The organism is Gluconobacter albidus (genome assembly GCF_002005485.1).
GTDB lineage: Bacteria > Pseudomonadota > Alphaproteobacteria > Acetobacterales > Acetobacteraceae > Gluconobacter > Gluconobacter albidus.
On the sequence record NZ_CP014689.1, the window covers coordinates 2802321 to 2814888 of the forward strand.

Genomic DNA, 12568 nt, shown 5'->3' on the forward strand with positions numbered 1-12568 from the left:
TTGCCATACCCCCCTCATGTCATATTGTATCATGCCACATCTGATTGAAATGAGGCCTGCACTCATGCTTCTTCTCGGCTGAAAGTTCACCTGACCGAGAAAGACCGAAAACACAATGCGCCTTGCTCGCCTGCTTTCGACTTCGGCCCTGTTTGCGTTTGGTACGGTGTCGGCATTTGCCGCACCCGCAGACAGCACGGCTCCTTCTACAAAGAAGAGCCCTACGAAAGTCGCTGCTGCCGCTCCGTCCATGATGGGCAACACGGCTCCAACAGACGACCATGAAGAACATGTCTCTGTCAGCGGTCATCATTCCTATTTCGATGGCGTAACGCGCCGCGATGTGGGTGGTGGTCTGATGCAGAAACAGGACGCTGCGAAGTCCGTTTCGGCCATTTCCCGCGACTATATCGAAAAGCAGGCACCGGGTCAGGATCCGATGCAGCTGATCGCACTGCTTCCGGGTGCGAACGTGACGTCCTCCGATCCGGCAGGCCTGACGGGAAGCCACATGAGCGCCCGTGGTCTCGACCAGTCGCAGATGGGCTTTACGCTTGAAGGTTTCCCGATCAACGACATCGGCTCCTTCTCGGTCTATTCCCAGGAAATCGTGGACTCCGAGAACCTGCGCAAGATCAGCCTCGCACAGGGTTCCGCGGATCTCGACAGCCCGCATCTGAGCGCCACCGGCGGCGTGGTCGACATGTACATGATCGACCCGAAGATGAAGAAGGGCGGCGCATTCGACGTCACTTACGGTTCGTACGATTACACACGCGGCTTCCTGCGCCTCGACACAGGCAAAATCGGCCAGACCAATCTGCGTGCGTATTTCTCCGGATCCTACGCAACCGAAGATGCCATCCACTCCGAAGCGACGAACCGCAAGCTGCACGCCGAAGCAAAGTTTGTGAACGACTGGGGTGACGGAAACCGCGTCTCCCTCGCGATCGTTGGCAACCGCCTTTACAACTACCTGACGCCGAGCGTGAACCAGGCGTCCTGGGATGCGTATGGTTTCGGTGTGAAGGACCAGTACGTCGCGTCCTGTTACTCGGGCAGCACCTGTACCCGTCCGAACGGATCGACGTTCAAGAACAACAGCGGCGCCACGATTTCAAACACTGTCTATAACGGCGCGTACAAGTCTGGTGATGCCAATTATTACAAGCTCCACCAGAACCCGTTCACCAACATCTATGCCAGTGCTCCGTCGACCTTCAAGCTGACGGATCACCTCGTCCTGACCGAGACCCCGTATTTCTGGTATGGAGATGGAAGCGGCGGTGCCGCTTACGGCGTTCCCGGTAACTGGGGCAAGACCTCCATGAGCGGTACCCTCGACGGCAAGACACCCGCAAAGGGAAGCCTGCTGTACGAACCGTCAATCACAACGACTTATCGCCCCGGCGCCGTCACGAAGTTGACGCTCACCACCGGCGTCAACCGTCTGATGGTCGGTTACTGGTTCGAATATGCCAAGCAGTCCCAGACTGCACCGGCAACCGGTATCGCTGCGAACGGAACGCCATGGAACATCTGGGGAAGCGGCCCAAACTATGTGTTCAGTGACGGCACTACCTATCAGTATCGCCAAAGCCTGACGCAGACCCGCACGCACACCATGTTCATCGGCGACAGCCTTTCGCTGTTCCACAACAAGCTGACCATCGACGCAGGCCTGAAATATGCGATCGTCACACGCGACGCTCACAACTTCCTGCCGAACACGTCCACGGGTCCATATATCGACAAGACGTATTACCAGCCGCTGCCAACGGCCTCGATCCGGTATCAGATCAACCCTGAAATGCAGGTTTTCGTCTCGGGCTCCACAAACTTCCGTATCCCGACGAACTACTCCCTGTATGACGCTGGCACGTATTATCTGCCGTCCAAGACTGCATCCGGAAATTATTACGGGACGCAGGCCTCGACAAACCAGCAGCCGGAAATCTCCATTTCCGAAGAAGCCGGCTGGCGTTACACGGGTCCGACGGTCATGGCCTCGGTCACGTACTTCCACTACAACTTCACGAACCGCATGTTCCAGTCCACCCAGTGTCTGGATGCAACCTGTAGCAATTATGCGTCCACCAACATCAACGCTGGTGGCCAGAGCACGAACGGTGTGGATGCCGAAATCGGAACACGTCCGATTTTCTACCATATCCGTCCCTATGCCTCGTTCGAATATGTCGATGCCCGTACGACCAGCAACCTGCTGTCAAGCTCCGGCAACAAAATCGACTACATGCCGACAAACGGCAAGTTCGCGCCCGAAACGCCAAAATATCAGGTCGGCTTCAATCTCGACTATGACGACGGCAACATCTTCGGTGCCTACAAGCTGAAATATGTCGCCAAGCAGTATGCTTCGTTCATGAACGACGAAAGCATCCCCGGTTACGTCAAGATGGACATCACGGTTGGCTATCGCTTCAAGAATCTGGGCTTCCTTCAGGCTCCGAACGTAAAGCTCAACCTGACCAACATCACGAACAATCACTATCTCGGCTTCCCGACGAGCCCCAAGGTGAATGCCCAGACACAGACAGGCATCTTCGGCAATTCCATCAAGGGAACAGCCCCGACCTACATGATCGCGGCTCCGTTCGCTGCAATGGGTTCCGTCAGCGCTGGTTTCTGATCCTTCAGATCCTGTTGAACCTGAATACCCCATGCCGGTCTCAGGCATGGGGTTTTTCATGACCGGAAACGCCCGGTCGGGAAGGCTCTGCGCACTTGCACTCCACCCGCCGATATGGCCATTTAAGAGCGCGCCAAAGACGAGAAGGATCCACGGTGGGCAGAACGAAAACGACGGACAAGTCAGCTCTGGATATCTATCTGGGCGCTCTTCGGGATCATCTGTCCATTGAATCCAAGGCCATCGAGACCGCGCTTTCGGAGCTTCCGGTGTGTGAGCGGTATCCGGGGCTGTCCCAGCGGATGGAGCAGGATCTGGCAATGGGCCGGAGCCATGCGCGGGAGATCACGATCCTTCTGTCCCGACACGGGCACCCTGCCCCGGTTCCGCATGAGACGGTTTCGTCCATTCTCAGCACTGTCTCGGGGCTGTTGCATGGCGGCGAAGCGCGGGATGTTCTGAAGAACGTGCTGGCGACGAGTGGATACCGGGCGCATCAGATCACGTCTCTTCAGATGCTGATCGTACTGGCGCGGCAGCTTGGTTTTGCGCAGGATGCGTCGGCGCTGGAATGTCTGAAGGACGAAGAGACCGCTGCGGCCGAGGCGCTTGCGGGCCTGATGCCGGACATCGTGTCGCAGTATCTGGCCGCCGCCTGATCCCGGCGGGGCTGCTTGCAAGACATCGTGGAGGGCGTAAACTTCGCGGATGTCCTCTTTCCGCTTTCTCCATGCTGCTGACATTCACCTCGACAGCCCCCTGAGGGGGCTGAGCCGTTACGAGGGGCTTCCCGAAGCGGAAATCCGTGGGTCCACGCGGCGCGCGCTGGACCGGCTGGTCGAGACGGCGCTGAGTGAAAAAGTCGATTTCGTTATTCTGGCGGGGGACCTGTATGACGGGACCTGGCAGGATGTGGGGACCGGGCTTTACATGCTCAAAGCCCTGAGCCGACTGGTTCAGGCGGGCATCCGGGTTGTAACGCTTTCAGGCAATCATGATGCGCAGTCGGTCATTGCACGCGAACTGCCGCTGCCGGACGGGATCGACCATTTTTCCTATGAGGCCCCGCAGACATTTCACTGGCCGGAACTCGGAGTGGCGTTGCACGGGCAGAGTTTCCGCGACCGTCATGTCCCGCATGACATGACGCGGGCCTATCCCTCGCCCATTGCGGGGTGTTTCAATATTGGTGTGCTGCATACATCTCTGTCGGGGTATGGGGAGCACGAGACCTATGCGCCCTGTTCCGTCGAAACGCTGGCGGCGAAGGGATATGATTACTGGGCGCTGGGGCATGTGCATGCGCGCGAAATCGTCTGTGAACATCCATGGATCGTGTTTCCGGGTGTGCTTCAGGGGCGTCATGCGCGCGAGATCGGAGCCTGTGGCTGTGCGCTGGTGAGCGTTGAGGACGGGATCGTTCGATCGGTCGGTTTCGTGGACTGTGATGTCGTGCGGTGGTGTCGGCTGGAGTTGGATATCAGCGACATGCAGAGCATGGACGCGGTTCGGGGGGCCGCGCGGCGGGAGATGGAACGCGCCCTTTCCGAAGCGGAAGGACGGACGGTGATTGCGCGGGTCGTCCTGACGGGACGCAGCGTTCTGCATGACCGGTTATGGGCGTCGCAGGGCTGGGAGGACGATCTGCGGGGCATTGCGGTGTCGATGGCGCAGGAATCCGCCAACGGAAGGGCGCAGATTGCGCTGGAAAAAATCCGTAACGAGACGTCTGCGCCCCTGCTTCGGAGCGGCGTGGCGGAAACGCGGGAGCTTGATCTGGCGCTGGACGGGCTGATGCGGGACGAGGCGTTTCTGGCGTCCCTGCCCGACGCTTTTGAAGGATTTTTCTCTGCCCTGCCCGCCTGTGTGGAGCGCGACAGTCTGATGCCGGAGGGGCAGTTTCCCCTTGAACAGGCGCGTGCGGCGTTAAGGGCGCGCCTGTTGGGGGAGACGGAATAATGCGGTTCGAACGCCTTGATCTTCTGCGCTATGGCGGATTTCAGGAGACCACGCTGAATTTTCCGAAAGGGGCGCGGGACCTGCACGTCATTTATGGCGCGAATGAAGCCGGAAAATCGACGACGCTCTGTGCGATCCGGGATTTCCTGTTCGGGTTTCCGCATCATATCGCCGGGGACTGGATGACGGCGGCGTCGCTGCTGCGGGTCGGGGCCAGTCTGGAGGAGGACGGGACGGTTTTTGAGGGCGTGCGGCGCCGGGGGCGGGCGCAGACGCTGTTTGCCGCGGATGACAGGACCGCGCTGGAGGATCTGCAATTGCGGACCTGGCTGGGCGGGCTGGATTCGAAGGGATTTGAGGCAGCCTGGGCGCTGGATCATACGCGCCTGCGTGAAGGGGGCGAGGAGATGCGCCGCCTGAAAGACGATGCCGGACTTCAGATCCTGGCGGCCGGGCTGGGACTTGAAGGTGTTGGAAAACTGAGCACGACGCTTCAGGAAGATGTCGGTTCGGAATGGAAATCCGGACGCGCACGCTCGGCGCTGCAACAGGCCAGACTGAAGCTGACGGCGTTGCAGACGGCCCTGCGGAGCGACACGACAACGGTCAGAAAACTGTCTGTTGCGAATAAGGAACTTTCTGAGTCAGAAATAGAAAAACAGACCTGCGACGAAGCGATGCAGGAACTGGGCGCGCGCCGTAGAACCAATTCCCGCCTGAAAATGACATCCGTTCCTTTTCAGAAACTAAATCAGATCGAAACGGAAATCAGGTCCTTTCCGAGCCGGGATCTGACAATTGAAGATTGCATCCGCTTTGAGAACATTCTTGAATCGTTACGGAATGAAGAATATAATGTTTCGGTTTCGCGACAGAAATTCGAGACGCTATGCGCGCAAATTCGGGATTTTGGTGATCCGCGCCCTGTCCTTGCGGAACAGGACTCCATCAGGACTCTTCTGGGACGGGGCGCGCTGATTGCGCGTCTTGAAACGGCGGTGGAAGAACGGAAAGCGCGCCTGACGCGGGATGCGATTTCGCTGGAACAGTTCTGGGCCCGGCATGGCTGTGAGGCCGGTGTGCTGCCAGATCTGGAAGAACTGGACGATCTGGACCAGCGGCTTCAGGCACGCACTCTGTTGCACACGCAGGAACAGGATCTGCGGGCGCGGCTTCAGGAGACGGAGCAGACCCTGAATATCCTGCATCCCGATTCCGTTTCGGAGACGGATGAAAAATCCTCTCCCGAAACGCTGCGTCTGTTCCGGCTGGAACTGGATGAGGCCCGCAGTCTGGGCGCGCTGGATGACCGGATCGACAGTCTGGTCGCCGAAGTTTTGCGGCAGGAGGACGCCACGGCTGCGGCTTATGGGACGCTGGTGCCCTGGCGTGCGTGTGGTGCCGATCGCAAGGCGGATCTGACGGCGATCGCGTTGCCGGACGGGGCGGTTCTGGAAGACGAAGCGCGACTCTGGGCGGCGCTGGCCGAGCAGCAGCGCGTTGCGCGGGACGAGGAACAGGCGGCGGAAACGGAAAAGGCGCGTCTGGCGCAGCAGTGCCGGCGGCTGGAAGAAGACGGGCAGGCTGTGTCGTGGGAGCAGCTTTCCGCGGCGCGGCTGGAACGCGACCGGCTCTGGCAGAGCATGGAGCAGAATTTTCACTCTGGCGGCTGTCCTGCACAGGTGACGCGGGAGGCGTTCGGGGTTCTGATCCAGAATGCGGACAGTCTGGCGGACCGGCGTCATGCGCATGCCGAGCAGTCGGCGCAGCTTGCGGCTCTGTTGCGGCAGGGGGAGGATCTTGCGCTTCGGGCGGAGGAAGCCCGTCGGCGGGGGATGCGGGCGCAGGACGAACTGGACCGGGGCCAGACCGCGTGGGGCGCTTTGCTGGAAACATTCGGAGCGCCGGTGCTGCCTCCCGCGTCTTTGCAGGTCTGGGTGGTTCGGCGGCAGGAGGCTCTGGCAGCCGAAGAGGTTTTGCAGAGCGCAAGGAGGCAGCTTCAGGCCGCGACGGACAGCCGGGCCGATATGAGCCGAAGGTTGCGGGTTTTTGACGCGGAATGTGCGTCCGAGCGGCTGGCGGTTCAGATCCGGCAGGCCGCGTCTTTGCTGGAACGAGACGAGGAAGCGGCGCGGCAGGCGGAGGCGCGGAAAAAGGATCGTCTTCAGCGGCAGGAGGCCCTGATCAGGGGACGGGAAGCTCTGGCCGGCGTGGAGAAAAAGCTGGCGCTCTGGGAAGAAGACTGGGCACGCGCCTGCCGGGACTGCGGCTATCCAGGGCGGGCGGAGCGGGCTGATCTGCGGGATGTGACAGAGGCGCGTACGATCCGGCTGCGGCTGGACAGCGAGCAGAAGGAGCAGGATTCCGAGACACGCGATATCGCGGCGTTCCATACCGAACTGGCGGCGTTTCTTCAGCGCTACGGGCAGGGATCCGCGGCGGAGCTTGAACAGTTTCTGCGTCTGGAGCAGGAGCGCGAGCGGGAACGGAAATCCGTTCTGCAGCAGCATGGGGCTCTGGCGGACGAGATTGCGCAGGCCGATCTGCGGATCGTGGAACTGGAGCAGGGGCTGGACCCCGTGCGTCGTCTTCTGGGGCTTGGGGCGGATGAGGACCTGCGCCATGCGCTGTCCCGCGCGCGGGAGCGGGCGGCGTTGTGCGACAGGCGCGACGAGTTGCGGGAGCAGATTCTTCAGGCCGGGAATGGCCGATCGCTTGAGGTGCTTGTGGAGGAGGCGCGGGCGACGGACCCGGAGCAGCTTGAGCAGGATTTCGAAGACATCGAAGCTGAAACGATGGCGCTCGATGCCCGCAGGTCGGAAGTCACGGAACGGCTGTTGCGGGCGCGGGGCGTGCTGGCGGAACTGGAAAATGCCCGGGGCGTGCATGAGGTCGCGGAAGAAATTCAGGAGACGGAAGCGGAAATTGCCGAGCGGGCCAGCCGGTATGTGTCGCTCCGGCTTCAGCAACTGATGCTGTCACGACTGGTGGAGCAGGGACGACAGCAGGCGCATGGGCCCTTGCTGTCGCGGGCGGGCACCCTGTTTTCGCGGCTGACGCTTGGGCGTTATGAAGGGCTTGTGACCGAAGAAAGCGGGTCGGATGGGCTGGTTCTGGCGGGGCAGCGCCTGGCAAGCACGACGCCCGTTCCGGTTCAGGCCATGAGCGAGGGCACGCGCGACCAGCTTTATCTGGCGCTGCGTCTGGCGTCGGTCGAGCAGGCTCTGGCGCGGGGCATTCGTCTGCCTTTTCTTGCGGATGATCTGTTCGTGACGTTTGACGAAGAGCGCACAGCCGCAGGACTGAAGATACTGGCAGAGCTTTCAGAGAAAACGCAGGTTCTGTTTTTTACCCACCACGGGTATATAATCAATAATTCAAAAGAAATTCCATATTCTATAGAAATATAATTTTTTTATAAAAAAATATTTACTTGTTCCGAAAACAAAATTTAAGTCGCCTTGAGATTCCTCTTTGACGACACAGTATGAAATACGGGCCAACTATTTCCATTCGGGCTGATTCTTCCTATATCCAGCCCGTCATGGTTGTTTCAATTGGCTTTACTATCAAAAATGGTGTTTAACGGAATCTCAACACTCTTCTCCAGAGCGCGGTCGTGACTGACATCCCGCACGGCAGTATGAATGCACAGCGCATTATTCCGCTGGCTACTCTTGCGGCATCTCCCCGCGGGATGGACCCGACTGTCGTTCGTCTGCGCACGGCGCTCTCACCCGCAATCGCGTCTCTTCTGGATCAGGGTCGCGCGGTTCTGGTGCTGTCACGGCAGTCCACGGGAAGACTGTATCTGGATCCGCACCAGTTCTCCACGCTGACCCGGCCACCTGGCATTGAACCTACGGCCGATGTCTTTCTGCTCACCGTCATGCGTCAGGCACTGCTGCGGCATCTTCCGATGCTCGCAGGTCTGCCGCCACTTTCTTTCGACATGGCGCGGGGGCCCGGCGCTTTTCTGCTGTCAGCGGCATCCATGCTTGAATCCGGAGTTCTGGACGGGACCATTCTGCAGACGCGCCAGCGCCTTTTGCAGCATGTTACGGATCTGCTGATCACGACGATCCTAGACTGTCTGGATCTGGAAGTCAGTGTTGCGGGGCGTCGGCGGCACCGGCAGAAACAGATCCGCCGTTACATTGAATCACGCCTGCACGAGCATGACCTGACCCCGCAGAGCATTGCGGAGGCTTCCGGGATTTCGACGCGGGCGCTTTACCAGCTTTTCGACGGGGAATCCGGCGCGGTCGCGGGGTGGATCCTCAACCGCCGGCTGGAGCGCATTCATTCGGATCTGACGAATCCGTCCCATGATGCGCTTCCGATTGCGCAGATTGCGCTGAACCACGGCTTTCGCAATGCCGCGCATTTCTCCCGCCGCTTCAGGCAGAAATTCGGTGCGTCGCCACGCGAAATCCGGCAGCGTGCGTCTATGCGGCCAGGAACACTGGCCTCAGGCCGAGGCTGACTGCATCCCTTTGACGAGACGTGTGGTGGATTGACCGTCCACGAGGTCCACCAGCACCACTTTGCCGCCGTACCCCTTCACCACATCGGCGCCGACCACCTGGTCTTCCGTGTAATCCGCGCCTTTGACGAGAATATCGGGCTTCAGGGTGCGGATGACGTCGAGGGGGGTGTCATCGTCGAACAGCACGACAAGATCGACCGAACGCAGGGCGCCGATCACTCTGGCGCGGGCATCTTCCTTCTGGACTGGGCGGGTTGGTCCCTTGAGGCGGCTGACGGAGTTGTCGGTATTGAGCGCCACGATGAGGCGGTCTCCTTCGCGGGCGGCAGCCTGAAGCAGACTGACATGTCCCGGATGGACCAGATCGAAGCACCCGTTGGTGAACACGACTTTCGCGCCATGCCGATGCCAGCTTTCCACGATACGCGCGGCCTGTTCGACCGGAACGAGCGCGCCTGTTTCGGGCATTTCCTGAAGCAGTTCGCGGGACAGTTCTTCGCGGGATACCGTTGCGGTACCGAACTTGCTGACGGACAGGGCAGCGGCGGCCGTCGCGATGACGACGGCGGTTTCCAGCGTCTGACCGGCGGACAGCACTGCGGCGACGGTGGCGACGACGGTATCTCCGGCGCCGGAAACATCGAAAACTTCGGACTTGCGGCTGGCGACATGCAGCGGTTTCGCATCCTGCTGCCAGAGCGTCATGCCGTCTTCCGAGCGCGTGACAAGAACGTCGCCGCCGAACTGACGGGAGAGGGTTTCCGCCACCTTCAGGACATCGCCGTCGGTTCGGGCAGGAAGCCCGCTGGCCTGTTCCGCCTCGATCCGGTTGGGCGTCACGAGTGTGGCGCCGGCATAGGCTTCCAGCGTGCGTCTTTTGGGATCGACGATGACCGGGATGCCTTTGGCACGGCCGGCTGCGATGATAACCCGCAGGACCTCATCCGTCAGAACGCCCTTGGCATAGTCCGAGCAGACGAGCACATCCGAGACGTCTATCGCGCGGAGGGCTTCCTCCATAAGGCGCTTTTGGATCGTTTCGGAAAGGGGGGTCAGTTTTTCGACGTCGATGCGCACGATCTGCTGACGACCGCTGACGACGCGCGTCTTGGTAATGGTGGTCCAGTCCGGGGAGGAGACAATGCCGTCCGTCTGGATGGTTGGCCAGAGGTTCAGGCTTTCTTTCAGCCGCTCCGCCGAGTCATCTTCGCCGACAAGGCCGACAAGATGCACCTGTGCGCCCAGAGCGGCGGCATTGACCGCAACATTTGCCGCTCCTCCAGGCACGCAGCGCAGGCCATCATGCAGGACGACCGGAACGGGGGCTTCAGGGGAAATGCGGCTGACGCCGCCCGAAATATACTGATCCAGCAGCAGGTCGCCGATGACCGTCATGCGGCCAAAGCGGAAATCGTCGATCACGGCCTGCGTCTCCTTCAGTCATGCGCATTGCTCCCTATCTCACAGGAGCTTAGCAAAAAGAAAAGGCGAGGGATGAACTCCCTCGCCTTTGATGGACCGGAACGAAGCGAATGCTGCGTTCAGACCCCGTTCACCCGACGGCCGGACCAGCCAGCAGCGTGGCGAGCGAGCGGCCGAAACCGGTCGGGTCGGGCAGGGGTTCGCCTTCCTGCACACGCGCCAGATCCAGCAGGACGCTGGCATAGGCGGTGATGCTCTCGTCCTTTGCAACACGCTCGGCCAGAGCCTTGATGAGCGGATGCTTCGGGTTGATTTCGAGAATTGGCGGCATGGCGGGCATGGCCTGACCTGAGCGGCGCATCAGGCGCTGCATCGTCAGGTCCGGGCCGCCATCGGATGTGATGACGACAGCGCTTCCCGTCAGACGCACCGTGCTGCGAACGTCTTTGACCTGTTCGCCAAGGGCATCCTTGAGGGCCGGAACCAGCTTTTCGACATCCGCGGCTTCGGTTGTGTCGGCATCCGTGGATTCAAACTTTTCCAGATCGCCATGGGAATGGGCGACGGAACGCAGCGGCTTGTCCTGGTAGGAAGACAGGCGCTCCGGCCAGAAGCCGTCAACCGGATCGGACAGCAGCAGGACTTCGAGGCCACGCGCACGGAAGCCTTCAAGCTGGGCGGAGGATTTCAGTGCGTCCAGATTGTCGCCGGTCAGGTAATAGATGGCGTCCTGACCATCCTTCATGCGCGCAATATAGTCGTCCAGCGTGACGAGGTCGTCGCCCTGGGTGGAATGGAAACGGGCGAAACCGGCGATTTCCGTCCGGTGTTCGGCGTCTTCCCACAGACCTTCCTTGATGACCGCGCCGAAGTTTTCCCAGAACGTGTTGAAACCACCCTCGGCGTCCTTCGCACGGTTACGGATCTCGGTCAGGACGCGCTTGGTGACGGCTTTGCGGATGCGGGCCAGAACCGGGGTGGCCTGAAGCATTTCGCGCGAGACGTTGAGCGGCAGGTCTTCCGTATCGACCACGCCCTGCACGAAGCGCATCCAGTTCGGAACCAGTTCCGCTTCGTCGGTAATGAACATCCGGCGGACATGGAGATGGATCCGGCTCTCGCGGGACTGTTCCATGAAGTCGAACGGGCGGGCGCTGGGCAGGAACAGGAGGGCCGTGAATTCGGTCACGCCTTCCGCGCGCCAGTGCAGCGTCGCATAGGGTTCGTCAAAAGCGTGGGAGATGTGCCGGTAGAACTCGGCATACTGTTCCGGCGTGATTTCGGATTTCGGCTTGCTCCACAGGGCCGTGCCCTCATTGGCGGCCTGATCTTCCGTGGTGCCGTCTTCCTTGGTTTCACGCAGGGTGATGGGCCAGGAGATATGGTCCGCCCATTTGCGGATGATGGATTTCAGGCGCCAGCTGTCGAGGAACTCGTCGGCGTCGTCTTTCATGTGCAGGACGATGTCGGTGCCCGGCGTGGAGCGGGACGCGGGGCTCAGCGTGAAGGCGCCCTTGCCGTCCGAAGACCAGGTCCAGGCCTGATCGGAACCGGCCTTGCGGGAGGTGACCTCCACACGGTCCGCGACCATGAAAGCTGCGTAGAAGCCGACGCCGAACTGACCGATCAGGTTCGGGCGGTCTTCGGGCTTTGCCGAATTCAGCTTTTCTCCGAAAGCGCGCGTGCCGGAGCGGGCGATCGTGCCAAGGTTCTGGGCCAGTTCGTCATGGGTCATGCCTACGCCGTCATCAGAGATTGTCAGCTCTTTCTGGCTCTTGTCCGGATTGATGCGGATGGACGCATTCTCGGGAAGCGCCGCAGCACTGTCGGTCAGGGCTTCGAAACGGCGCTTGTCCGTCGCGTCCGCCGCATTGGCGACGAGTTCGCGCAGAAAGATTTCACGATCCGAGTAAAGGGCATGGACCACAAGGTCCAGCAGCCGTCCAACCTCTGCACTGAATTCATGCTTTTCGGCGGCCTGCTGGTTGTTCGTTTCACTCATCTCATCAATCTCCGTTCAGGAAAGTGATCTGGATATGCGATGTCAC

At 60.4% G+C, this 12568-nt stretch carries 7 protein-coding genes; 5 read left to right on the forward strand and 2 right to left on the reverse strand.

Annotated features, from left to right (window positions below):
* Positions 1 to 115: 115 nt before the first annotated feature.
* The 5 genes from A0U94_RS12800 (at position 116) to A0U94_RS12820 (ending at position 9095) form a co-directional block, all read left to right on the forward strand.
* Positions 116 to 2650: a TonB-dependent receptor gene (locus A0U94_RS12800; RefSeq protein ID WP_077803588.1), complete on the forward strand. Its 2535-nt coding sequence runs from the start codon at positions 116 to 118 to the stop codon at positions 2648 to 2650.
* Between the two features lie 155 nt (positions 2651 to 2805).
* Positions 2806 to 3309, forward strand: a complete 504-nt coding sequence (locus A0U94_RS12805) for a DUF892 family protein (protein WP_077803589.1) — start codon at positions 2806 to 2808, stop codon at positions 3307 to 3309.
* 49 nt (positions 3310 to 3358) lie between these two features.
* Positions 3359 to 4609, forward strand: a complete 1251-nt coding sequence (locus A0U94_RS12810) for a metallophosphoesterase family protein (RefSeq protein WP_077803590.1) — start codon at positions 3359 to 3361, stop codon at positions 4607 to 4609.
* Positions 4609 to 8019, forward strand: a complete 3411-nt coding sequence (locus tag A0U94_RS12815) for an AAA family ATPase (RefSeq protein ID WP_077803591.1) — start codon at positions 4609 to 4611, stop codon at positions 8017 to 8019. Before A0U94_RS12810 ends, A0U94_RS12815 begins: the two co-directional genes overlap by 1 nt.
* Before the next feature lie 209 nt (positions 8020 to 8228).
* The gene (locus tag A0U94_RS12820) at positions 8229 to 9095 is read left to right on the forward strand and encodes a helix-turn-helix domain-containing protein (protein WP_208611647.1); all 867 of its coding nucleotides are present in this window, start codon (positions 8229 to 8231) and stop codon (positions 9093 to 9095) included.
* Here A0U94_RS12820 and rfaE1 read toward each other — a convergent pair.
* Together rfaE1 and htpG are read right to left on the reverse strand one after the other, a co-directional pair.
* A complete protein-coding gene (gene rfaE1 / locus A0U94_RS12825; protein ID WP_077803593.1) occupies positions 9081 to 10520 on the reverse strand; it encodes a D-glycero-beta-D-manno-heptose-7-phosphate kinase in 1440 nt (479 codons plus the stop codon). The genes A0U94_RS12820 and rfaE1 overlap by 15 nt on opposite strands.
* 130 nt (positions 10521 to 10650) lie before the next feature.
* Positions 10651 to 12522: a molecular chaperone HtpG gene (gene htpG / locus A0U94_RS12830; RefSeq protein WP_062032772.1), complete on the reverse strand. Its 1872-nt coding sequence runs from the start codon at positions 12520 to 12522 to the stop codon at positions 10651 to 10653.
* Between the last annotated feature and the right edge of the window lie 46 nt (positions 12523 to 12568).

Coding starts and splice junctions, on each gene's coding strand:
- A0U94_RS12800 (WP_077803588.1), top strand. CDS start 116: ATGCGCCTTGCTCGCCTGCTTTCGACTTCGGCCCTGTTTGCGTTTGGT.
- A0U94_RS12810 (WP_077803590.1), top strand. CDS start 3,359: ATGTCCTCTTTCCGCTTTCTCCATGCTGCTGACATTCACCTCGACAGC.
- A0U94_RS12815 (WP_077803591.1), top strand. CDS start 4,609: ATGCGGTTCGAACGCCTTGATCTTCTGCGCTATGGCGGATTTCAGGAG.
- htpG (WP_062032772.1), bottom strand. CDS start 12,522: ATGAGTGAAACGAACAACCAGCAGGCCGCCGAAAAGCATGAATTCAGT.